At 44.9% G+C, this 22,950-nt stretch carries 20 protein-coding genes and 1 tRNA gene; 17 read left to right on the top strand and 4 right to left on the bottom strand.

Annotation, left to right across the window (positions count from 1 at the left end):
• Positions 1–2 precede the first annotated feature (2 nt).
• The 7 genes from GCU44_RS23180 to GCU44_RS06150 are packed head-to-tail and all read left to right on the top strand — an operon-like array spanning position 3 to position 6,569.
• Positions 3–473 carry a hypothetical protein gene (locus GCU44_RS23180; RefSeq protein ID WP_206670811.1) on the top strand — a complete coding sequence of 157 codons (471 nt, stop codon included), beginning with the start codon at positions 3–5 and terminating at the stop codon, positions 471–473.
• Positions 474–1,136, top strand: a complete 663-nt coding sequence (locus GCU44_RS23175; RefSeq protein ID WP_206670812.1) for an AAA family ATPase — start codon at positions 474–476, stop codon at positions 1,134–1,136.
• Between the two features lie 44 nt (positions 1,137–1,180).
• Positions 1,181–1,867 carry a type II toxin-antitoxin system toxin DNA ADP-ribosyl transferase DarT gene (darT, locus tag GCU44_RS06170; protein ID WP_154855141.1) on the top strand — a complete coding sequence of 229 codons (687 nt, stop codon included), beginning with the start codon at positions 1,181–1,183 and terminating at the stop codon, positions 1,865–1,867.
• A 3-nt stretch (positions 1,868–1,870) separates the two neighbouring features.
• Positions 1,871–2,905 carry a type II toxin-antitoxin system antitoxin DNA ADP-ribosyl glycohydrolase DarG gene (gene darG / locus GCU44_RS06165; RefSeq protein WP_154855139.1) on the top strand — a complete coding sequence of 345 codons (1,035 nt, stop codon included), beginning with the start codon at positions 1,871–1,873 and terminating at the stop codon, positions 2,903–2,905.
• 2 nt (positions 2,906–2,907) lie between these two features.
• Positions 2,908–4,518 (top strand): type I restriction-modification system subunit M, encoded by a 1,611-nt coding sequence (locus GCU44_RS06160; RefSeq protein ID WP_154855137.1) that lies wholly within the window; start codon positions 2,908–2,910, stop codon positions 4,516–4,518.
• A 4-nt stretch (positions 4,519–4,522) separates the two neighbouring features.
• Complete coding sequence (locus GCU44_RS06155; RefSeq protein ID WP_154855135.1) at positions 4,523–5,479, top strand: hypothetical protein; 957 nt, start codon at positions 4,523–4,525, stop codon at positions 5,477–5,479.
• The gene (locus GCU44_RS06150) at positions 5,469–6,569 is read left to right on the top strand and encodes a beta family protein (protein WP_154855133.1); all 1,101 of its coding nucleotides are present in this window, start codon (positions 5,469–5,471) and stop codon (positions 6,567–6,569) included. The genes GCU44_RS06155 and GCU44_RS06150 overlap by 11 nt, the downstream gene beginning before the upstream one ends.
• Here GCU44_RS06150 and GCU44_RS06145 read toward each other — a convergent pair.
• Both GCU44_RS06145 and GCU44_RS23465 read right to left on the bottom strand, forming a co-directional pair.
• The gene (locus GCU44_RS06145) at positions 6,566–7,306 is read right to left on the bottom strand and encodes a sce7726 family protein (protein WP_154855130.1); all 741 of its coding nucleotides are present in this window, start codon (positions 7,304–7,306) and stop codon (positions 6,566–6,568) included. The genes GCU44_RS06150 and GCU44_RS06145 overlap by 4 nt on opposite strands.
• 426 nt (positions 7,307–7,732) lie before the next feature.
• Positions 7,733–7,843 carry an integrase core domain-containing protein gene (locus GCU44_RS23465; protein WP_154855128.1) on the bottom strand — a complete coding sequence of 37 codons (111 nt, stop codon included), beginning with the start codon at positions 7,841–7,843 and terminating at the stop codon, positions 7,733–7,735.
• Between the two features lie 148 nt (positions 7,844–7,991).
• Here GCU44_RS23465 and GCU44_RS06135 point away from each other — a divergent pair, with 148 nt between their 5' ends.
• Entirely contained in the window at positions 7,992–8,432 is a 441-nt protein-coding gene (locus GCU44_RS06135; RefSeq protein WP_154855126.1) for a terminase small subunit, read from the top strand.
• Positions 8,433–8,514: 82 nt separating this feature from the next.
• Here the strand turns inward: GCU44_RS06135 and GCU44_RS06130 are convergent, their stop codons facing one another.
• On the bottom strand, positions 8,515–9,369 hold the full coding sequence (locus GCU44_RS06130) for a J domain-containing protein (RefSeq protein WP_154855124.1): 855 nt from the start codon (positions 9,367–9,369) through the stop codon (positions 8,515–8,517).
• Positions 9,370–9,620: 251 nt separating this feature from the next.
• On the opposite strand from GCU44_RS06130, the gene GCU44_RS06125 reads away from it, so the two are divergent.
• On the top strand, positions 9,621–9,899 hold the full coding sequence (locus GCU44_RS06125) for a helix-turn-helix domain-containing protein (RefSeq protein WP_241684857.1): 279 nt from the start codon (positions 9,621–9,623) through the stop codon (positions 9,897–9,899).
• Between the two features lie 263 nt (positions 9,900–10,162).
• Here GCU44_RS06125 and GCU44_RS06120 read toward each other — a convergent pair.
• Positions 10,163–10,234: transfer RNA gene (locus tag GCU44_RS06120), tRNA-Arg, on the bottom strand.
• A 377-nt stretch (positions 10,235–10,611) separates the two neighbouring features.
• Here GCU44_RS06120 and GCU44_RS06115 point away from each other — a divergent pair.
• The 8 genes from GCU44_RS06115 to GCU44_RS06080 all read left to right on the top strand — a co-directional run bounded on the left by GCU44_RS06115 (position 10,612) and on the right by GCU44_RS06080 (position 22,788).
• Entirely contained in the window at positions 10,612–11,205 is a 594-nt protein-coding gene (locus tag GCU44_RS06115; RefSeq protein ID WP_154855122.1) for a 30S ribosomal protein S16, read from the top strand.
• Between the two features lie 14 nt (positions 11,206–11,219).
• Positions 11,220–11,750 carry a ribosome maturation factor RimM gene (rimM, locus tag GCU44_RS06110; protein ID WP_154855120.1) on the top strand — a complete coding sequence of 177 codons (531 nt, stop codon included), beginning with the start codon at positions 11,220–11,222 and terminating at the stop codon, positions 11,748–11,750.
• Between the two features lies 1 nt (position 11,751).
• Positions 11,752–12,477: a tRNA (guanosine(37)-N1)-methyltransferase TrmD gene (trmD, locus tag GCU44_RS06105; protein WP_154855118.1), complete on the top strand. Its 726-nt coding sequence runs from the start codon at positions 11,752–11,754 to the stop codon at positions 12,475–12,477.
• Positions 12,478–12,536: 59 nt separating this feature from the next.
• Positions 12,537–12,902, top strand: coding sequence for a 50S ribosomal protein L19 (gene rplS, locus GCU44_RS06100; RefSeq protein ID WP_092171455.1), 366 nt, complete (start codon positions 12,537–12,539; stop codon positions 12,900–12,902).
• A gap of 291 nt (positions 12,903–13,193) precedes the next feature.
• Positions 13,194–16,268 carry a SusC/RagA family TonB-linked outer membrane protein gene (locus tag GCU44_RS06095; protein WP_154855116.1) on the top strand — a complete coding sequence of 1,025 codons (3,075 nt, stop codon included), beginning with the start codon at positions 13,194–13,196 and terminating at the stop codon, positions 16,266–16,268.
• Between the two features lie 31 nt (positions 16,269–16,299).
• Entirely contained in the window at positions 16,300–17,796 is a 1,497-nt protein-coding gene (locus tag GCU44_RS06090) for a RagB/SusD family nutrient uptake outer membrane protein (RefSeq protein WP_317175330.1), read from the top strand.
• 361 nt (positions 17,797–18,157) lie between these two features.
• Complete coding sequence (locus GCU44_RS06085) at positions 18,158–21,253, top strand: SusC/RagA family TonB-linked outer membrane protein (RefSeq protein WP_154855112.1); 3,096 nt, start codon at positions 18,158–18,160, stop codon at positions 21,251–21,253.
• Positions 21,254–21,282: 29 nt separating this feature from the next.
• A complete protein-coding gene (locus tag GCU44_RS06080) occupies positions 21,283–22,788 on the top strand; it encodes a RagB/SusD family nutrient uptake outer membrane protein (protein WP_154855110.1) in 1,506 nt (501 codons plus the stop codon).
• Positions 22,789–22,950 lie beyond the last annotated feature (162 nt).

Genomic DNA, 22,950 nt, shown 5'->3' with positions numbered 1-22,950 from the left:
AGATGGCGACATTAAAAGAAATAGCACGGCAAATACGAGCAAATAAAGAGCGGATCATATTGATTTATGCCTTCAATTCAACTGGTAAAACCAAGTTTTCTGTTGAATATAAAAACATTACGAAGAAGAAAGGCGGTAAGCATGCCGGAGTCTATTACAATGCTTACAGCGAAGATTTATTCAGATGGGATAATGATGAACCCAACAATAATGAGAGTATTAATCTTGAAATTCTAGATAGTTCTCTTAATCAATTCATAAAAAAAATAGATAACGAAGAACCAATTCGCGAGAAACTCATTCCCTACAATCCAAAATACAATTTCAAACTGGTTCCTGTAAAAGCAGATGATCCAGAATTAGGATGGGCATCCGTGGTGTTTTTTTTAAATGAAGAGCCAGAGACACAAATCAAAATTTCGCGTGGAGAAGAACGAATTTTTGTTTGGTGTTTTTTCCTTGCCCTTTTTTAAATAGAAGGTTGGGCTGATGAGCAGAACGAGCATATTCTTATTGACGATCCTGTATCAAGTCTAGACGATAATAATGTTTTCATAACTGCAAGATTGATTTTAGAACTATTTGAAAAACACTCGGATTCAAGAAAGGTCATTTTGACTACACATCACATGGGATTGTTTTCAATTCTTTATGACTGGTTGTCTAAAGGAGAAAATGCCTCAAAATTTAAAGTTAAGAGAAGGGTTGAAAGGCAACGAGCCGATGGAAAAATAGAAGTGAAAGAAGTTGAAGAAAATAAATATATGGTTCGATTCTTAGAACGGGATGGCAATAGTTTTCATCTAAGAGGAAGAAAGAAAGGTACTGTTCTTTATCATTTACTGTTGTTGCAAATAATTAATGATGCAGACCTAAATGATGAATTACATACCTATCATTTCGTTCTTTTAAGACAAGTTCTGGAGAGTATTGCGTCTTTTCTTGGTGAAGGTCGCTTTAGCTACGTCTTGGATAAGCTATCATTCAAGGATGCAAATGTTAAATCGGATATAATTAATGCTTTATCGCATGAGAGAGTATATTCCCAAAAATTATCTCCCATGGGCGGAGACACTAAAGTTCTTTTCAGGAAAGTATTCAAAACTTTAAAGGATACCTTTTATTTCTCTATTTAGATAATCATGACAGCTAAGGAACAAAATAAACTGGGTAAAACCCTATGGGACATTGTGGATTAGCTGCGTGGTGCCATGAAGGCGGAAACAAAATAGTTAAAATTGAAGTGGCAGATTTAAACAAAATATACCTCTACCGAATGACGCACATTGCCAATGTGCCGCATATTTTGGTACACGGTATTACCCATAGAACCTCTGCCAATGCCAATCCTAACTTTTCCCCAATCGGGGATCCTACTTTAATTTCAACGCGAGATGGATTTGTGCTGGAAAATGGACGAACCCTGGGCGAGTACGTTCCATTTTATTTTGGCACCAGGATGCCCATGCTTTACGTTATTCAAAAAGGATTTAATGGAGTTACTGTAACACCTGCAGAAGACATAGTTTATTGCGTAACTTCAGTACAGAAAGTTATTGATTCCAATCAAGAATTTATTTACACCAATGGACATGCAGTTGATTCGTTTTCTTCGCAGTTTGGACCACTGGATGTAGGTGGTATTGATGATCAAGTGGATTTTCGAGCAGTGAAAGTAAGGGACTGGAAAAGCCCCACTGATCTTGATTTAAAGAGAAGAATGCAAGCAGAGTTTCTGCTTTTGGGCGATTTACCTGTTCAAGCTGTCCTTGGTTTTGTGGTTAGAAATGAAGCAGCAAAGACACGACTATTGGGCTTTGGAGCAGAAGAGAATCAAATACGAATTAGAACAAACGCATATTTTTAAGCCATGATAAAGTATCTAACAGGAAATATTCTGGAAAGTGCGGCACAAGCCTTGGTCAATACCGTAAACACCGTTGGTGTAATGGGAAAAGGCATTGCCTTGCAGTTCAAAAATCAATTTCCAAATAATTACAAAGTTTACAAGCAAGCCTGTGAGAATAAAGAACTCAAAATTGGTAACTTGTTGGTAACCGAAGAAGATTCGCTTTTATCGGGTAAAAAATTCATTATCAACTTCCCTACTAAAACCCATTGGCGTTACCCTTCGGAATACGAGTACATCGAAAAGGGCTTAGCTGCTTTGGTGGATGTTATCCAGGATAAGAAAATTGAATCCATTGCTATACCGCCATTAGGATCAGGCAATGGTGGTTTAGATTGGACTAACGTGAGAGCCATGATTGAAGACAAACTTCAAGGGCTTGACTGCACCATTTTCTTGTATGAACCTACGCATTCCATTAAGGAAACATTGAAGAAAGAGCGCGTAAAACTCACACCTGCCCGCGCCATGATGCTTTCTGTGTTGTATGACTTGGTACGTAATGGAGAATTTGTTTCAGAGTTTGCCGCTGAAAAAGTAGCTTACTTTCTTCAACGTTTTGGTGCTATGGATTCCTTCAAGCTAGAATTCAAACCCAATTTTTATGGCCCGTATTCAGGTAAAGTAAGACACGTCCTTTATCACCTCAATGGCAGTTACGTGATGGGTTACAGCTCAAAAGACAAAAAGCCTTTTGAAGAATTGAGTTTAATAATGGATGCTGAAAAGGAAGTAAATGCCTTTTTGGAGTCTCCGGATAATCAGCAATACAAAGAAGTTGTAAGCAAAACCAAAAAGTTTCTTTCGGGCTATTATTCACCTTTTGGTTTAGAGTTGCTTTCCACTATTGATTTTATTAAGTCAGAAAAGGGAAAGGAAAAGGAATCCGAAATATTGAATGAACTGGAAACTTGGAGTGATCGTAAAAGGTCCATGTTCGCAAATCCAGCATTCGTCTCAAAAGCCTTGGCAAACATCAACCAGCAATTAGTCTAAACATGACACAAAAAGATCAAGATAGATTAGGAAAAACGCTCTGGTCAATCGCCGACAACCTACGTGGAGCCATGAATGCGGATGACTTCCGGGACTACATGCTTTCGTTTTTGTTTTTGCGCTACCTCTCTCACAATTACAACGAGTCGGCAAAAAAAGAATTGGGTTCAGATTACCCCCAACTGGGAGCGGATGACGGACGGACCGCTTTGGGTATCTGGTACGCAGCGAATGAAGCAGATGTACCCGAATTTGAAAAACAGATGCGTAGAAAGGTGCATTACGTCATCAAACCGGAGCATTTGTGGAACAATATCACCGAACTGGCCCGTACCCAGGATTCCGACTTGCTACTCACCCTGGAAGAAGGCTTCCGGTACATCGAAAATGAATCGTTCGACAATTCGTTTCAGGGCTTGTTTTCAGAGATCAACCTGAATTCTGAAAAGCTAGGAAGAACACCTGCCGACAGAAACAAGAAACTTTGCACCATCATCCAAAAAATTTCTGAAGGTATAGCGGATTTTTCTACCGATTCGGATACCTTGGGTGATGCTTACGAATACTTGATTGGTCAGTTTGCAGCCGGTTCAGGTAAAAAGGCAGGGGAATTTTATACCCCACAACAAATTTCCACCATCCTATCGGAGATTGTCACTTTGGACAGTCAGAACCCAGCCACAGGTAAAAAAGGGAAACTTGACAAAGTTTTGGATTTTGCTTGTGGTTCTGGTTCACTATTGCTTAATGTGCGAAAGCGGATTAAAGACAATGGCGGAACCGTGGGCAAAATCTACGGCCAGGAAAACAACATCACCACCTACAACCTGGCCCGGATGAACATGCTCTTGCACGGCATGAAGGACACGGAATTTGAGATCTACCATGGGGACACCCTGCTCAATCACTGGGATTTATTAAACGAAATGAATCCTTCCAAAAAAACAGAATTTGATGCCATCGTTGCCAATCCACCCTTTAGTTTGCGTTGGGAGCCAAACGATACACTGGCTGAGGATTTCCGCTTTAAAAGTTATGGACTTGCCCCAAAATCAGCCGCAGACTTTGCGTTCTTGTTGCATGGATTTCATTTTTTAAGCAATGAGGGTACCATGGCCATTATTTTGCCACATGGGGTTTTGTTCCGTGGAGGTGTTGAAGAACGCATCCGCACCAAACTTTTAAAGGATAACCACATTGATACCGTGATCGGGTTGCCTGCCAATTTGTTTTTTTCCACGGGTATTCCGGTTTGTATCCTGGTATTGAAGAAATGCAAAAAGGAAGATAACGTCCTATTCATCAATGCCAGTGAACATTTCGAGAAAGGGAAACGCCAAAATTCCCTGAATGAAAAGAACATTGAAAGCATAGTCGAAACCTACAAGTACCGGAGGGAAACCGACCGCTACTCCCGTAAGGTCCCAATAGAGGAGATCGAGAAGAACGGCTACAACCTGAATATTTCCAGATATGTGAGTACGGCTGAAGATGATATTGAAATTGACTTAAACGAGGTAAATGAGCGACTGACTTCCATCAATGAACGCATTGAAAAGAAAACCCAGGAGCACAATGAATTCTTGAAAGAGCTGGGATTAAAGACGATATAGCCAAATGATGGCAACCTGCCGGCTGAATTATTCGCTGAAATCATACACCTATGAAATATGCAGGGCAATAAAAAATAAAGTATTTTTAGGACGAGATATGGAGCACCAATATAGATATTCACATAGAGCAGTTGCTTTTTTAGACGTACTTGGCTTTCAGTCAAAACTTAAAGAGTTTGAAGATGAAGCTATTGAGTATCGCAATAATTTCACGTATGATGATAGTTTGGAGGATTCGGATGAAGAAGATGTTAATAACGGCCCGATTTTCTATTCACAAAAGGCAAGCGACTTCATTGAGACTTTTAACAGTGCCATTTCCAAATTGGATCAAGACAAATTCAGCTACTATCTTTTTAGCGACAACATTTGCATCACTGCTAAGAATCTCAATACCAATGAGGAAAAATCACTTATTGAATTACTTCTGGTAATTTCTGAACTGTACTTCGAGTTTGTGCAGCGGGGATACTTTCTCAGAGGTGGTATTGACTATGGTTTATTTATTGACAAATCCGCAATTGCCCTGGGTGTTCCGTTGGCAACTGCTTATAAAATGGAAACCACGCAAGCCGTGTTTCCACGTATCGTCCTTTCCAAAAATTTCATCAAACAATTTGAAGTGTACCCAAGCGAAGGAGTCCAGGAATTTACTTCGTTGTTTACCTCTTCCCTTATTAAGAGTAGCTGCGAAATACAGTACCTGAATGTCTTTAACCATATTTTCAAAGTAGAGGACAAAGAGCACTTCTTTGAGAGGTACAGCCATAACATCACTGAAAACCTGACCAATAGTCAATTTTCTGAGAACATCTTCTTAAAGTATCGCTGGTTGGCTGATGAGTTCAACTCATTTATTGAATTCTACACCACAACATTGGCTTTCTATGATGAAAACTTTGAAGCAACTGATGAATTTATCGAAACAGTAAAACAATTAAAAATATCGTATGGATACTAACTTGATCTATATGCCAACTTTCAGAGTTAGGCAACAAGAAGTTTTGGTCTTAAAATCATTCGATTTTGAAAACAAAATGTACCCTCTCCTTGAAATTGTCAAAGAGCACGACAGGGCAAGAAAAGCCGATAAGCAGCGTAGCTTTGAAGACATCCACAATGAGTTGATTAATGAAATAACAGCTCAGCGTGTGTTTGTTGATCTTCCTGTCTACCTCAAGCAATCCGGTTCAGTGAAGGATGAGGTTGTTTCATTTTCCTTCAGCGTGATAAACAACCTTGAAAAACGTTGTGAATATTTAAACAGGCTTTCTCCATCAAATCCGAAGGCCATTCCGGTAATTTCATCTTATCTGATTAAAACGGGAGAGCAAGGTACTCTTGAACAGCAGTTTAAATTATTGAACGGAAATTTCGAAAGGCTGGCATACAGACTTTTCCCATTGTCGTTCTCTGTAGATTTTCCGATAGTTCAAAAACTTGCTAGACCTGATGATTATATAATTGTTGATTTAGACCAGATCACACCTTATCCTAAAAGTCCTCCGTTAAGACCAATTGTTAATGCTCTAAAAGCATATAATGGTTGTTGCAAAATACTGTTGAGAAGTGCCATAAATACAGATATTCAAAATGTGAAATTGGATCACGGACAGGTTGTATTTGAAGCCGATAACAGTCATATTGACATTGATATAATGGGGGAATTTGGTGTTGACGCTACTGGGGATTTTGTTGGAATTAAAAAAGATGACCTTACTGCTGGTGGCACAATAAGTCCAGGCTTTATTTATTATGACGCAACCGAGAATCAATATTATGGTTACAGAGCCGACATTAAAGAATTAAGCCAATTTGAAAATAAAATTGTTCCCGACATTTTAGGCTCAGAAGCAACAGCAAGGATGCTTGGAAATTCCCCACCTTTTGTTGGTCCGTTAAATCCAGGGTACAATACTTTGCTAGAAATTCAAAAAGGAAACGAAAGTGGTAAAAGTCAGGCTAAATTCAAGCGGATTGCTATGGAGCACTATTTGTATTGCATGAGAATCAAAATAAAATCAAATGAACTGCATCGAAGCAGCACTTAAACTCCGTAAATTATTTCTGGCTTAACATTGGTGTTAAAGAAGAACTGTAGATCAATGGGCAGAATTTGATTCCAATTGCTTTGAACAAAGTTCCATCTATCGAAATACCGTTTCTTCAGCATTCCCTTTAGCTCCTGATTGATTTTTGTAGAATCATTTGACGAAAGTATTTCATCCCTATTAACTTTCCCAAATGACTTCATCAATTCCCTTTTATTAAATAAGCCAAGCTGTTCTGCTGCGTTGATCTTAGGACTGTACTCGGCTACTCTGTGAACTAATTTTTTACTTCCTTCAAAGTACCAAATGCCATAGTACTCAGGGATTATTTCAATCACGTTGGAGAGGTGTACCTTGTCAATGACCACGGTATTGAACTCAAATACATCTCCATAATCCCGGACTTGCTTATTTAATCTGCTGAGCGTGTCAATTTTGGATTTAACCTCAAATGATTTGGTATCGCCATTGATGACTAAGAAATCCGTTCTGCTACTTTTGGCCTTAACTTCAAAAGCGCCGACATATTTCTTATTTCGAAATTCTTTAGCGAGCTTATATTTCAAAATTTGCTCTCCGTCATAATTTTTAAACACAACGTCATTTACGATTTTCGCAAGCTGATATTTGGTTAATCCATGAAATTTATCTGACTGGTAAAAAGCAGAAAGCAAGTCCCTAAGCTGATTTGAATAGCTCAACGCATTGTATGACCTTGCAAGTGCTGAATAATCCATTTATCCTGTTGGTTTCTTACTTTCAAAGATACCAAAGTCAGAAGGATTTTCGCTACCTTTGCACCCGATTTTACACATTTTCTAGGAATCAAACCTCCGAGGCCCCGTATACTTTTTGGAAGTTGGTAAATGTCTGTGAATTTTGTTAGGTTTTAAATGTAGTTTTTTGTTTTGAATTAATTTATACCGGTTAGAAATGGACGTACGCTCTGCTGGCCAGAACCTACTAGGATCGGATCTGACGACCAAAATGTTTTCTTAGCAGCCTTTATTTGTAGCCATTTTGCGAGCTGGATCCCTGTAGAAACCCCTTGCTACATGTTCGGTTGGTGTTTATATCCGAGTGCTTGATGTGTTCTGTGCCCATTGTATTCTTCTACCGATCGCTTTGTCATTCGCTGCGCCTGTTTAAAGAGATGTAAATAATTAGGCATCCAGTACGTTCTCACCGAGTGTCCTGTTGACGCATTCCACAACCCCGTTCTGCTGGGGTTTTCCTTTCTGGATAGGTGACCATTCAATCGCTTGTTCTTTCATTCATGATTGGAACTTCTTATTCTGGAATTGTTCGCCCATCATCGCCGGAGTAGACAACGTTTTATCGGGAAAGGATAATTAATTGATCTGAGTTGCTTAAATTAGTAAAATATTCATAGGAAATACTTCAATTTACTAAATCAATGTAATGAAGGCTTCAGTAGAAATAAACGACAAGCAATTAGATCTTACTCCCCGGGAAGTCCTATTTGCCAATCATTACCTGGGTGAGGCTGGCTTCAACGCCACGAAGGCTGCAAAACTTGCAGGTTACAGTGAGTACACGGCCCGGCAAATTGGCTACGAAAACCTGACAAAACCTTACATTAAGGAATACATTCGATCCCGCTCTTCCGAAATCCTGGAACAGCTGGGAATTACCCAGGAAAGAATATTGGCTGAATTGGCAAAAATTGCCTTTTCCGATGTCACCGAAGTTTTTAATGAGGATTGGAGTTTGAAGAGCAACGAAGAAATAGCCCCATCTGTATCCGGCGCTATCAAATCGTTAAAGAAAACGGATTCAAGTGTATCGGTTCAGATGCACGATAAAATAAAGGCACTGCAGATCCTTTGGGAGCTCTGTTGATGTAATGGGGGCTAAATGCTCTTTGTGAAACACTATTAGTATTAGGTTGTTATTAAAATTAAATTGAAATCCGTTTATTTCTTTATAATTCCATTATATAGTCTAATAGCATAACAAGAGGTAAAAAAAATATAGCACCAAGTACTCCAATCGTAACCGTGGAAATATAGTCTCGGTTAAAAGCAAGGCTCCTCAATACGTTTTTTGAAACTTTGGAAACTCCAATTCTTATAATCACGAAAGAACCAATTATATTGACAGACTCTCCTACAATAAATGCGGTAGTATAATCTTGAATCAAAAAATATAACAATGTCCCAAAAAGACAAGCAATGGGAGCGTAATACAAAAGATAATCCTCAAAGTTTTCCATCGTTAGGTGTTGGGTTCTTTCAATTTGACTTATCCGTTCCTTTGCTTCATAATGCCCCTTATTCAAAGCCATATTATACTCTCTCAAAGCAGGAATGTAAAGTTCATTAATATGATAAGCATTACCTTTAATGAAATTAATAAATCCGTTACCTGGATATTTTGACTCAGCAATTTCAAGTTCTTCAATTGCACCATTTAGGTCATCATTTTTAAGTTTTTTTGATGAATTTCTCAAAATTCTTTCGATCTCCTCCTCCTGACTTTCATTAGGCTCCTTAAATTTGCTAGAACCCGTTTGCCTAAAATTTGTCTTTCTCTCAAATCTTCCATTTTGAGACTGATTTTGGGATTTTCCAAAAAACTCTTCATCATAGACCTTACGTTTGGTAGGATTTATTAATACGTCATAAGCTTCCTTAATCTCAATGAACTTCTCTTTGAAAAATTCATTCCCGTTGTGCAAATCAGGGTGGTAGTTCTTAGCGTGTTTCTTAAAAGCCTTTTTAATCTCCTCAGCTGATGCGCTCTGATCGATGTCTAAAACCTGGTAAAGATTCTTCATTTAGATTGAAACAAGGTTCTTTTTTAGAAGGAAAATTTAAATAGAATAATTGAATGCATATTAATAAAAAATAATCAACCAAGTGTTTTAAAATTCGAATTTTCTAGAAAGCTTTAGAAAAAAGAATACCCTTGGATATCACGATTCGTTTTATGCCACCCATTCCGGTTTTTGCGTGCCAGTGATTCCAGTCCAAACTGTACCACTTTGTAAAATCATGTTAAACCGGTTATATCGTAATAAAAAACGATATGGCCATTCAACTTGATCCGATGGACATCAAGCAAATCATCACCCTTCGCCTTGACGGAGACAGTAACTGCAAAATCGGGAAAACCCTGGGTATATCCCGTAATACCGTCAATGCCTACATGAAGCTTTTCAATGCCTGCGAATACAGCCTTCAGGAGTTGTTGGAATTTGAAACCGGATCCCTTGTGGAGCTTTTTTCCTCTCATACCACCATCAAAAACCCCAAGTTTGATGAACTGTTGGGGTATTTTGAAAAAGTATACCATGCCCGCGACTAAGACCATCTGGTATTAGTTTTAGTTTGACATTTAACGGGTCTTCGCCGTGGTGGAAAGCCCACTATGTTTTTAACCGCCCCCTGTTTGAAATGTTGATGGTATACCTTTTATTGCTTGATGGACTTTTTAAAGGTTATTGGTTTTTAAAAAAAGAATGATTTTTCAATAATGGAATTTTGTTCCTTGAAGTTCGATAAACTGTCCCCCAAACTGTCCCCCAAAACACGAAAACCCCAAATACAGCTTGTATAAGGGGTTTTTTGTAGCCTCGGCAAGAATCGAACTTGCATCTAAAGTTTAGGAAACTTCTATTCTATCCATTGAACTACGAGGCCATATTATTATAAAATACTTTCCAATATGGCTGCCGTCAGGCAGGTATTCTATCCCCGTCCGACTGGCGTCAGCCGGGCGGGCCCGTCCGACCGTTGTGAGCCGGGCGGGCATTGAACCCTGCCTGCCGATAGGCAGGTACAAGGCCATTTAACTTTCAGGAAAGCGTTAGATTTACCTTTGTAAACCCGGTATTTGTTGCTTTTTTGAGTAGGCTCAACCGTGCAAGCCCCAAAAAACACCGCAATTTAAACCATAAATTTACTATTACGCAAATAAAAGACAGCCAGATTGTTCTTTTTGATTTTAATGTTTTATCTTTGCAGTCCAAAAAATAACGATGGACGGGATCCATCAATTCACTAAACGTCAAAATATTATGGCATTAAAAATCAGATTAGCACGTCGGGGCCGAAGAAAAATGGCCATCTACGATGTAGTAATTGCTGATGCTAGAGCTCCACGAGATGGACGCTTTATCGAGAAAATCGGATCGTACAATCCAAACACCGACCCGGCCACCATTACCATCAACAACGACCGCGCGTTGAAATGGTTGATGAATGGGGCACAACCTACCGATACCGTAAAAGCCATGCTTTCCTACCGGGGAGTCATGTTGAAGAAACACCTGCAGATAGGTGTGGTAAAGGGCGCCATCACGCAGGAACAGGCCGATGAAAAATTTCAGGCCTGGTTGGATAGTAAAGAGAAGAGCATCGCCAGCAAGGTAGACAAAATCCAGTCTGCCAGAGACAGCGCCAAGAAGGCTGCATTGGAAGCCGAAGCGGCTAAGAATCAGGCCCGACTGGACGCCATCAAAAAGCGGGAAGAAGAAGCCATCGCCGCGGTTGCGGCTGCAGAGGCAGAAGCCAAAGCTGCAGAAGCGCCTCAGGAAGAAGCGCCTGCGGAAAGCGAAGGAGAAGATGCACCTGCATCGGATGCTGCAGCGTCTGACGAAGAGAAAGCCTAAACGATCCCCCTGCCATGAACAAAGACAATTGTTTTCAATTGGGCCATATCGCCAAAGTTCATGGATTGCATGGGGAAGTGCTTTTGGTCCTCGACGTAGATTATCCCGAGGATTACGAGGAGCTGGAACATGTCTTTGTGGAAAAGGGAAACCGATTGGTGCCCTTTATGCTGGAGCACATGGTGCCCCAGCCTAACAATAAATTCCTGGCCAAATTTGAAGAATTTGACCAGGTGGAACAGGTAAAACCCATGGTGGGAGCAGCCTTGTACCTGCCGCTATCCCTGCTTCCTGAGCTAAAAGAAGATCAGTTTTATTACCACGAATTGGTGGGATATACGGTGATCGACGAGACGCTGGGGGAATTAGGAGAAGTCAAGGTAATCTATGACCTGGAAACCCAGGACCTGATCGGCATGGACTACCAGGGAAAAGAAGTACTTATTCCCATTCAGGATGGAATCCTGCAAGGAGTAAATAAGGCAGAAAAGAAAGTTTTCTGCCGGCTGCCGGATGGCCTGCTTGACATCTATTTGGAAGCGTAACATGCGTATCGATATCATTACGGTTTTGCCCGGACTGCTGGAAGGGCCTTTTTCTCATTCCATCCTGAAACGGGCGGAAGAAAAAGGCCTGGCCACGGTGAAGGTGCACGATTTACGACCCTATGGTATCGGAAAGCAGCATACCCTGGACGACTATGCGTTTGGTGGTGGAGCGGGGATGGTCATGATGATCGAGCCAATCGCCAGCTGCCTGGAAGCGTTGAAAAAAGAGCGTGCCTACGATGAGGTCATTTACATGACACCGGACGGGCAAACGTTTGATCAACCCATGGCCAACGCGTTTTCGCTCAAAGAGAACCTAATCCTTCTCTGCGGGCATTACAAAGGAGTAGACGAGCGGGTTCGGCAACACTTGATCACCAAAGAGGTAAGCATCGGTGATTTTGTCCTTTCCGGAGGAGAATTGGCTGCTGCTGTTGTGGCAGACGCCGTCATTCGTTTGCTTCCGGGAGTATTGAACGACGAGACCTCCGCATTGACGGATTCTTTTCAGGATGGCCTGCTGGCACCGCCCGTGTATACGCGACCGGCTGACTACAACGGATGGAAAGTCCCGGAGGTGTTGCTTTCAGGGCATGCGGCAAATATCGAATCCTGGAGATTTGATGAATCGGTACGCCGGACCAAAGAAAGAAGACCCGACTTGATAGGCGGGCAATTTTCTTCGGAAAAAGGCGGTAATACTACAGCACAAAACGATAGTTGAACCAAGTAAGGACACCCGTAATTGGTGTCTGAAAAAGCGATAAGCAAACGAGTAAAGCAATGAGCGAACTACTAAAATTCGTAGAACAGGATTACAAAGACGCCCGGTCTAAATTCCCAGCTTTCAAAGCGGGAGACACGGTCAATGTTCACGTGAAAATTACAGAAGGAAACAAGGAGCGGGTACAGCAATTCCAAGGAACGGTAATCCAGCGGAAAAACGTCAATACCAACGGGGAGACGTTTACCGTTCGAAAGGTTTCCAATGGAATCGGTGTGGAGCGAATATTCCCCATCATTTCCCCAAGTCTGGAAAAAATCGAAGTCCTGAGAGAGGGGAAAGTCCGAAGAGCGAGGTTGTTCTACCTGAGAGGAAGACAGGGAAAATCTGCCCGAATCAAAGAAAAAATCCGGGTCAAGAAATAAGGATACCTGGACTAGCATTCACCATAAAAAAAGGGAGCATAACGCTCCCTTTTTTTATGGGATTTACTTTTCGAAAGATGGACGGTTTCTATCCGGGAGTTCCGGGTAGCCTTTAAAATTGGCCACATTTTACTGCACGGATTTTTCCCTAAAACACAGGTGTTTTCTGCTTAATTTCGGTCTTTTTATGTAATAAAATTGCACGAATGCAGGATGGTACAGGATAGTATTGTATTGTTTTCTAGGTTTATTTGATTGAAATAAATCAATCTTAACCAAACACAAAAGATTATGAAAATAAGTTACCAATTGCTCCTTCGTGGGATTCGGGGTGCAGTAGTGGCTGTTCTTTTGGTGATGACCCATTCCCTGTTTGCCCAGGATGCGGGTCAGATTACTGGAAGAGTCATCGCCAGTGAAGACGCTGAGCCCCTTCCGGGCGTTTCCATCCTGGTAAAGGGGACTACGCGCGGCACCGTCACCAATATGGATGGTGAATTTGCCATTCAGGCTGCCTCCGGCGAAACACTTACCGTCAGTTTTATTGGGTTTGAGACCCGGGAAGTGGCGGTCACCGGCGGGCAGACCACCTATGAGATCAGCATGGACGCCTCCATCGGAGACCTGGGAGAGGTGGTCGTGGTGGGATACGGTTCCCAGCGAAAGGCCGACATTACTTCGGCCGTTTCGGTGATCAATATGGAGAATATCGGGGAAGTGCCCACAACGAATGTCACCCGCCTATTGCAGGGACAGGCCGCTGGGGTACAGGTACGGCAAAACTCCGGTAGACCCGGAGAAGAAATGGAAGTCACGATTCGGGGGATAGGATCACTGGGAGCCGGTAGTCAGCCGCTATACGTTGTGGATGGGTTTCCGGTGGGTACCTCTCTCGGGCAAAACCTAAACCCGGCAGATATCGAAAGCATGACGGTACTGAAAGATGCGGCTTCTACGGCCATTTACGGAGCCAGGGGATCGAATGGTGTAATCCTGATCACGACCAAATCCGCAAAAGAAGGAACGGTAAACCTTGATTTCGTGGTCAACCAGGGGATTCAGAACGTGCCCGATGGCCGCCGAACCCGGATGATGAACGGACCGGAGTTTGCGCAGTTCAAGCACGACAGTTTTGTGGACCGGATTCGCTACTTCGAACAGCGGGAGCCGGCGCTGGAGGAAATTCCACTGGAATTCCGGTTTCCGGAGCAGACTACCGTTTCTACCGATTGGTTTGAAGAAATCATGAATCAAAACGCCCGGTTTCACAATTACAACGCCACCCTTTCGGCGGGCAAGGGAGACATTCGATCCCTGGTTTCGGTGGGCTATGTCAATCAGGAGGGGGCCGTTATCGAGACGGGTTTTGAACGGTTTAACGTCCGGGCCAATATTGATGGGAAGATCAACGACTTTATCAGCATGGGCTGGAACATTGCCGCTTCGCATTCCCGGGAAGACTATGCATCGACCGACGGCAGAAGTGCATTGATCGGCAGGTCGCTTTGGGCAGACCCGCGCTATCCGGTCTACAACGAGGACGGTAGCTTCAATACCTTTATCGGCGGTACACATGGCGTATTCGGTACCGCCAATGTGGTGCAGGAGCTCATGGAAATGGAGCGCACCCGTAACGAAAATAACCTATTGACCAACGGGTACCTGGAATTTACCTTTCTCAAGGATTTCAAGTTCAGGACCTCGGTCAATGCCATCCTGGAAAATACCGACCAAAAGGAGTTTCGTCCATCCACGCTCGCGGGTACTGGCTTCAACCAGGCTCCTCCCCGCGAGGCGACGTTATTTCAGCGACGCAACGAGGTGTTGAACATCGCTGCGGATCAGCTGCTTTCGTACAACAAAATCCTGGGTAACCACCGGGTGGAAGGCTTGTTGGGATTTTCTGCCCAGGAAGAAACCTTTAAATTCCTGCAAGGCAACGGCAACGAGTTTGCCAACGATCAGGTACGTTACCTGAGTGCGGCCATCCGACAGGTATCGAGTTCCGGTGAGGCCGATTGGAGCCTGATGGCTTATTTTGCCAGGGCCAATTACTCCTTTAATGACAAGTACCTCTTTTCGGCATCCTTCCGACGGGAAGGTAGTTCTCGCTTTGGTGCCAACAACAAATGGGGGAACTTCCCGGCCTTTTCTGCCGGATGGCGGATTTCCGAGGAATCTTTTATGCCGCAGACCAACTGGATTACCGATTTGAAACTGAGAGCCAGCTATGGAATCACCGGTAACAATGCCATTGGGAATTATTCCAGCCTTTCCAACATGCGTATTTCCAACTACGTACTGGGAGGAGGCATCGCAAACGGGCAGGTGTTGTCCAATTTTGCCAACTCCAACCTGGGATGGGAACAATCCCAGCAAACCGATATTGGCCTGGACCTGGCCATGTTTGACAACCGCCTGATTTTCACTGCAGAGTATTACAACCGATTAACGGACAACATGCTGCTTTCCGTGGAAATGCCGGTTATCTCCGGCTTTACCCAGTCGTTGGACAACGTAGGGCAGGTGCAAAACCGGGGCCTGGAGCTTGCGCTGGATTACCGCACGCGCATCAGCCAATTGAACCTACGGAGCAACCTGAACCTGACCATCAATCGAAACAAGGTATTGGAGATCCGGGGAGAAAACGATGAAATATGGTCAGGGGGTTTCTACAGCACGTATAACGTTTCTCAGGTAGGGCGTCCGCTGGCCATGCTGCACGGGTTCCGTATGGTGGGTATTTTCAACACCGAAGATGAAATCGAAGCCTGGCCCACCCAGGATGGAGCCATCCCTGGTACCTACAAATATTTTGATGCAAATGGCGATGGGGTGATCTCCTACGATCAGCAGGACATGATCGAAATCGGAAACCCGCATCCCGCCTATATTTTGGGTTTCACCCTGGGTGGCGATTACAAAGCCTTTGACTTTAACTTTATGTTTACCGGGGCCTTTGACTACGACGTGTTCCGAAACATCGAGGCCACGACCATGAACATGGACGGGGTATTCAACATTCTGCAGTCTGGAGTAAACCGCTGGAGATCTGCCGAGAATCCCGGGGATGGCCGCGGTGCCACCACCAATACCTGGAAATGGCAGCGGGAATCCAACTCCCGCTACGTGTACGATGCCACGCACGTATGGCTGCGAAACATCACCCTGGGGTACACCGTTCCCAAAAATCCGGTGCTATCCAACACCCGGGTATTTTTCAGTGCGGAGAATCCCTTCCTATTTACCTCTTTTCCTGGCACCAATCCGGAGATCAACCGAAGAGGAGGGATAAATATTGGCGTGGATGACGAAGCGTACCCCATGCCCAGGACCTTTACCCTGGGAGCGACCATCCGATTCTAATCCTTAAACTACCGAAGCAATGAAAAAATACATGCATATAAAATTAGTTTGTTTGGGATCCTTGCTGGCTTTTACGGCCTGCGACGAAGAGTTTCTAAACAAGACCGATCCCACGGTGCTGGTAGCGGATAATTTCTACCAGACCGAAAACCAGGTGATTCAAGCCGTGAATGGGGTTTACGGACAGTTGCGTCCGCTTCACCTGAGCCAATGGCAATACACCGAGTTTATTTCGGACAATACCACCCTGCACTTTAACCCGGGAAACCGTGGACAGGGGCCGGCCCTGGAGGCTTTGGAGTTTTGGCAGTACAATCCCGCTACGCCCAACATCACCAACTTATACAACAGTACCTACGGGGTGATGGTCAACGTGAACACCACCCTTCAAAAATTGCCCGAATCGGTGGCAAGTGAGGCCATTAAAACCCGGTCCGAGGGCGAGCTAAAGTTTATTCGGGCGTATTTGTATTTTCATCTGGTTCAACATTTTGGAGATGTAATCGTCATTACCGAACCGGTGGCCGCTCCTGCGGAAGCCTTCGAATACGAACGGCAACCGGTGGAAACCGTTTACCAACAAATCCTGTCGGACCTGAACGCGGCGGTGAACGCACTGCCGGTCAGCTACGATTCGGATGACGTGGGACGGGTGACCAAAGGCGCCGCTTTAAGTTTGCTAGGAAAGGTACACCTGACTCGTGGGGATTACGGGCCAGCCATAGACGCGTTGAATCAGGTAACGTCGCTCGGTTACGATCTGCTGACGGACTATGCGGACGTATTTGATCCCCAAAACAAAAATCACCAGGAATCTGTCTGGGACATTCAGTACCAGGGAGACAATCAATTTGGCGTGAACAGTAACTTCATCTACACCTTTGCTCCTCGGGAATCCTTTGGTGCGGTGATCGACTTTCCCGGACAGGAAGGCGGCGGCTGGAATACCCCAAGTAAGGACATCATTGCTGCCTACGAAGAAGGGGACTTGCGAAAGGAGGTTTCGCTCCAGGAGGGATACACCAACCTCGACGGAACGTACGTAGGCGTTCCATTTATCAACAAATTCAATCACCCCCATTCCATTCGGGGTGTAACGAACGATAATTGGCCCGTCATCCGCTATGCAGACGTTTTGCTCATGCTGGCAGAGGCGATAAACGAGCAAGACGGCCCCACTGGGCTGGCCTACGGTTACCTGAATCAGGTTCGCGACCGGGCAGGATTGGAACCGCTCAGTGGCCTGGGCCAGGAAGCATTTCGGGAAGCCGTACTCAAAGAACGACGAATCGAATTGGCCTTTGAGAATCACCGCTGGTTTGATTTGAAACGTACGATGGGTACACAGGAATTGGTCAGTTTTCTGAATGATTATGGTTTGCGCGAGCGAGCAGATCCCACGACCTCCAGAGAAGGAATCCCATTTTCTAACGGAGATTTTATCTTTGAAGCGCACGAGATACTGTTTCCGATTCCGCAGGACCAAATACGCATCAATTCGGCATTGAGGCAAAATCCCGGATACTAAAAAAAGGTTCCCTTTGGTAAAATTTTCCCCTGGAAATTCAGGCAAGCTGTCGGAAGTTCCGGGGGATTTTTTTTTGGTTAACGGCTTTCCGGGTCAGTAGATAATTTTATGAAATGTGCGATTCTCAAGGTTTTGCTCGTAAAAAGCGTCGCTTACTACAGTCAAACAGAACATACAATCAGATATGGCTCGTTTTCAACGAGTTACAGAAAGTGAGTTTATGAGGTTTTACGATGTGAATGAAAATGTTTTCAGCACAGTGCAGGATAGTTCTTGCGAAAATATCTTTTTTATTTAGGAAAATATTCGCGGATACTGCCGCGATATTTCAAAAAAATCCATTCAAATAACCTATTTTATTATGAAAAAAAATTGTTACCCAATTTTGGATAGCAGGCGCTTGATCACCTTACTCGCGGCCATGCTATTGACATTTGTTTCCTACGCACAGAGCACGGTCTCTGGCGTGGTTCGCTCAGAGGGAGACAATGAAACGCTGCCGGGCGTATCCGTTTTGGTAAAGGGGACCACCCGAGGGACGGTCACCGACCTGGACGGGCGCTTTCAGGTAGAAGCGGCTGCCGGAGAAGTGTTGTCGGTCAGCTACATCGGATACGCTACCCGGGAAATACCCGTACAGGGCGGACAAACCGAGTATGAAATCGTGCTGGCCTCTTCCATGAGCGACCTCACCGAAGTGGTCGTCGTGGGGTATGGTAGCCAGTTGAAGAAAGAGATCACCGGGGCGGTTCAGACCGTACAAGGAGACGACCTGCTGGACATCCCGGTTCCCTTAATGGCGCAGAAACTGCAGGGTCAGTTGGCTGGGGTGCAAATCAACCAAACTACCGGACAGCCTGGTCGGGGAATGAACGTACGTATCCGGGGACAGTTATCCGTATCTGCGGGTAGTGAACCTTTGTACGTAGTGGATGGGTTTCCGATCACCGGAGACATCTCCAGTCTTAATCCGGACGAGATTCAGGACATCACCATTCTGAAAGACGCTGCCTCTACCTCCCTTTATGGATCCCGGGCGGCTAACGGTGTGGTACTGATCACCACCAAAAGAGGAAAGGCCGGACAGTCCACGGTGTCATTGAACGTGTACCGGGGTCTGCAAAATGTGCCCCATTACAACCGCCTGGAAATGATGGATGCGGTGGAATTTGCACAGTTTAAGAAGGAATACTTCGAAGATGCCGGACGTCCGGTACCCGCCATGTTCCAGAACCCCTCTCAATACGAAGGTCAAACTCAGGACTGGTACGATGCCTTGCTTCAGACAGCTCCTATTTCCAATTACAACCTGACCATCAATAACAACACCGAAAAGATGCGGACGTCGGTTGTGGCGGGTTACTTCGATCAGGAAGGCGTGGTATTGAACACCGACTACGAACGTTTTTCCTTGCGAATCAATTCCGACTACAAGGCATCGGATAAGTTAACCGTAGGCTTCAATCTTGCACCCACCTACATTCGTGACAACATTCCCAGAACCGATGGATCCAGAGGAACGGGTATATTGTTTAACGCCCTGCATACCTGGCCGAACATGCCCATCTATGACGACAACGGTGAGTTGACGTTTTTTAACCGATTTCCCAGTGAAACGGGAAATATCTTTGCCTATCCAAATTACGTACGGTCTGCTTTGGAGATTACCAACGAGACCAAGCAGACGAATTTACTTTCCAATGCCTACGTACAGTACCAGCCGATCGAAGGCTTGGAGATCAAATCGACCATCAATGCAGAGATCAGAAATAGCAAGTATTTTTACTTCAATCCTTCTACGGCCACGCCGGGGATGAACCAGGCAATCCCAACGGTAGCACGCTCTACCCGGGATAACCGGGAAATATTTAGCTGGTTGAACGAAAACACGGTAACCTATACCAAGTCGATCAATGACCATAACTTCCAGTTGCTGGGTGGATTTACCAACCAGTACTTCCGACTGGATCGTACCCAGGTGGTAGGAGATACCTACGCCGATGATCGTCTTCCAACCGTTCAGGGAGCGCTAAACATTAGCAGAGGAGGAACCATCTCCGACGTGCAGGAGTGGGCGTTGACCTCATTCCTGAGCCGCTTGACCTACAACTACAAGGGCAAGTACCTGTTGACCGGATCCATCCGCGCCGACGGATCTTCCCGATTCGGTTCGGAGAACCGATGGGGGGTATTCCCTTCCGTTTCCGCAGGATGGGTGATGTCTGACGAAGGATTCCTTAGCACCAGTGACAAAGTTTCCTTTATGAAACTACGTGGTAGCTACGGTGTGACCGGTAACAATAACATTGGTAACTACACGCAGTATGCGCTGGTAAACAATACCGTAAACCACGTTTTTAATAATACTGTGGTACCTGGAGCGGCAGTTACCTCCCTCCAAAACCCGTTCCTGGGATGGGAAACCACCCATCAGTTTGATATCGGATTGGACCTGGGCTTGTTTGACGATCGCATTCAGTTTGTGTACGATTTCTACACCAAAAACACCACCAACCTGCTCTACAACGTACAGATACCTCAAGAAGCCGGTTTTGGTAGCATTACCGATAACATCGGAGAAATCAAATTCTGGGGGCATGAATTTGCCATCACCAGCCGAAATACCCAGGGAAGGCTGGTTTGGACCACCAATGCCAACATTTCTTTTAACCGTAACCGGGTAGAAGAGCTCGCTGAAGGCATTGACCGTGTATACGGTAATGTCCACATCACGCAGGTAGGGCAGCCTTTCGGGCAATTCTATGGATTGGTAAAACTAGGAAACTACATGAACGAGGAAGACCTGAACAGTTCCCCTCAGGTACCCGGACGGTCCACGGTAGGGTCCATTAAGTTGCAAGATATCAACGGTGATGGGATCATTACGAGAGGTGGAGACAACGACGACCGTACGATTATTGGAAATCCCTTCCCGGATTTCACCTACGGCATCACCAACAACTTTAAGTACGGAAAGTGGGACATGAACATCATCACTTCCGGATCGCACGGAAATCAGTTGTACATGCGGCACTTGTTTAGTACAGCCAACCTGGACGGTGTGTTTAACATGGTGGCCAAAGCAACCGATCGGTTCCGTTCCCCTGAAGATCCGGGAGAGGGAATTTTCGGAACTACCGTAGGAGGTGGAAACGTGACCGGTATCGAAAGAGACTGGCCAAACAGCAACTTTGTTTGGGATGCCTCCTTCTTTTCCATCAAAAACATTACCCTGGGGTACAATGCTGGAACCATTGCGAATGTGGTCAAGTCGGCCAGGTTCTATGCCTCCGTGCAGAACGTGTATATTTTTACCCCGTATTGGGGAGGACCCAATCCGGAGGTTAGCCAGCAGAACAACGGTCAGGGAGACGGTGGTAATCTAAGCCCTGGTATCGACCTGACCGGCTACCCGGTTCCACGTACCTTTACCGTCGGAGCTAACTTTACGTTCTAAAGTCCCTTTCATCCAAAATTGACTGAAAAATGAAAAAAATATCAATCTTTATAGCGCTACTGGGAATGACGATGTCAAGTTGCGAAGAGTTCTTGACCATCGCCCCGGAAACCGCCCTGAGTTCTGCCACGTTTTACAAGACAGAAACTGATTTTGAACAAGCGGTAAATGCAACCTACGCACCGCTACGAAGCATTGCAAACAGCCGCTCCTGGTTGTTGTGCGAGATGCGTTCGGACAATACCATCTATGCGCGAAACATCAACTTTGGTGCGACCGAGCAGCAAGAGGACCTCTCCGACCATGCGCTGCCTGAGGATCAGGGAATTACGACCAACACACACGTGTTGAACCAATACCGGCAGGATTACCTGATCATTGCTCGGGCGAATCAGATTCTTACGCAAATCGATGAAATCGAGTTCAATCAGGCTTCGAAAGACAACCTGAAGGGTCAGGCGCTTTTCCTCCGTGGATACGCGTATTACGAGTTGGCCCGGTATTTCGGGAGTGTTCCGCTTCACCTGACGCCGGTGACTACCCGGGAAGAGGCAGCCTTGCCGTTGACACCGGAATCAGAGATTTACGCACAGTTAATCAGTGACATACAGGCTGCTGTTAATCTATTGCCTGTACGCTCCCAGCAGGGAGTGGGCCGGGCATCCAAGGGCGCTGCCCAGATGCTATTGGCCGACGTATTTATCACCCAGAAGCGTTGGGCAGAAGCAGAGACCCTGCTAAAAGCCATCATCAGTAGTGGGGAGTACTCCTTGATCGACAACTACGAGGATGTATTTTCTGAAAGTGTAGGCAATAAAAACAATGCCGAATCCTTGTTTGAAATTCAATTTCTGGAAGGTCCCGAAGGGCTCAACAGTAGTTTCTTGTACAGCTTTATGCCGCGGCCGATTTCTTTGCAGGAGTTGCAGCCCATTACGGGTACGTCTAATCCGCAGCCGTTGGATGGTGAAGGTAATAACATTCCTACGCCGGATATCATCGCAGCCTATGAAGATGGCGATCTGCGAAAGGATGCCTCCATTGCTTACGTGGAAATTTCCGGTAGCGACCGGGAAGATAAAGTGTACCCGTATATAAAGAAATACGCCAAACACCATGAATTGCATGGGAACCACGGCATAAACTGGCCCATTTACCGGTATGCCGAGGTATTGTTGTTTCTCGCCGAAGCGCTCAACGAGCAGGGCAAGACCGAAGAGGCGGCGGGTTACCTGAATCAGGTACGGAACCGTGCCGGGTTGGCAAACAGCACCGCCTCCGGACAGACCGATATGCGGGAAGCCATCTTTAAGGAAAGAAGAGTGGAACTAGCCTTTGAAAACAAGCGCTGGTTTGACATTACCCGGGCGGATCGGGTACAGGAGATCATTGGAGATTTTGGCGCACGAGCGCTGGCAAACCCGCTGGATTATTACTATCCAGCCGGAGCTACCTTCCGATCCAATGCCTTTACCAATATTACCAAATACTACGCCCTTCCAGCCGCTGAAGCGGAGATTACGCCTCACTTCTAATGGATGCGTGCGGCAGGAAATAAATTAGCCCAGCCTGAGGACTACAGCGGAAAGCCCATGCGCTTTCCGCTGTTTTTTGGTTAAATATGACCAAAGGCGTAATTTCGACGTTACTGGCTTTAATAAGCAATGGATTTGGGTTAATTTTAAAGACGGTTCCCG

Source organism: Cyclobacterium xiamenense (assembly GCF_009467825.1).
Lineage (GTDB): Bacteria > Bacteroidota > Bacteroidia > Cytophagales > Cyclobacteriaceae > Cyclobacterium > Cyclobacterium xiamenense.
This window is presented reverse-complemented; position numbering and strand designations above follow the sequence as displayed.

Excerpts from the sequence above, each read along its gene's own strand:
- GCU44_RS23180 (WP_206670811.1), top strand. The coding sequence starts at position 3 with ATGGCGACATTAAAAGAAATAGCACGGCAAATACGAGCAAATAAAGAG.
- darT (WP_154855141.1), top strand. The coding sequence starts at position 1,181 with ATGGGACATTGTGGATTAGCTGCGTGGTGCCATGAAGGCGGAAACAAA.
- darG (WP_154855139.1), top strand. The coding sequence starts at position 1,871 with ATGATAAAGTATCTAACAGGAAATATTCTGGAAAGTGCGGCACAAGCC.
- GCU44_RS06160 (WP_154855137.1), top strand. The coding sequence starts at position 2,908 with ATGACACAAAAAGATCAAGATAGATTAGGAAAAACGCTCTGGTCAATC.
- GCU44_RS06155 (WP_154855135.1), top strand. The coding sequence starts at position 4,523 with ATGATGGCAACCTGCCGGCTGAATTATTCGCTGAAATCATACACCTAT.
- GCU44_RS06150 (WP_154855133.1), top strand. The coding sequence starts at position 5,469 with ATGGATACTAACTTGATCTATATGCCAACTTTCAGAGTTAGGCAACAA.
- GCU44_RS06145 (WP_154855130.1), bottom strand. The coding sequence starts at position 7,306 with ATGGATTATTCAGCACTTGCAAGGTCATACAATGCGTTGAGCTATTCA.
- GCU44_RS23465 (WP_154855128.1), bottom strand. The coding sequence starts at position 7,843 with ATGAAAGAACAAGCGATTGAATGGTCACCTATCCAGAAAGGAAAACCC.
- GCU44_RS06135 (WP_154855126.1), top strand. The coding sequence starts at position 7,992 with ATGAAGGCTTCAGTAGAAATAAACGACAAGCAATTAGATCTTACTCCC.
- GCU44_RS06130 (WP_154855124.1), bottom strand. The coding sequence starts at position 9,369 with ATGAAGAATCTTTACCAGGTTTTAGACATCGATCAGAGCGCATCAGCT.
- GCU44_RS06125 (WP_241684857.1), top strand. The coding sequence starts at position 9,621 with ATGGCCATTCAACTTGATCCGATGGACATCAAGCAAATCATCACCCTT.
- GCU44_RS06115 (WP_154855122.1), top strand. The coding sequence starts at position 10,612 with ATGGCATTAAAAATCAGATTAGCACGTCGGGGCCGAAGAAAAATGGCC.
- rimM (WP_154855120.1), top strand. The coding sequence starts at position 11,220 with ATGAACAAAGACAATTGTTTTCAATTGGGCCATATCGCCAAAGTTCAT.
- trmD (WP_154855118.1), top strand. The coding sequence starts at position 11,752 with ATGCGTATCGATATCATTACGGTTTTGCCCGGACTGCTGGAAGGGCCT.
- rplS (WP_092171455.1), top strand. The coding sequence starts at position 12,537 with ATGAGCGAACTACTAAAATTCGTAGAACAGGATTACAAAGACGCCCGG.
- GCU44_RS06095 (WP_154855116.1), top strand. The coding sequence starts at position 13,194 with ATGAAAATAAGTTACCAATTGCTCCTTCGTGGGATTCGGGGTGCAGTA.
- GCU44_RS06090 (WP_317175330.1), top strand. The coding sequence starts at position 16,300 with ATGCATATAAAATTAGTTTGTTTGGGATCCTTGCTGGCTTTTACGGCC.
- GCU44_RS06085 (WP_154855112.1), top strand. The coding sequence starts at position 18,158 with ATGAAAAAAAATTGTTACCCAATTTTGGATAGCAGGCGCTTGATCACC.
- GCU44_RS06080 (WP_154855110.1), top strand. The coding sequence starts at position 21,283 with ATGAAAAAAATATCAATCTTTATAGCGCTACTGGGAATGACGATGTCA.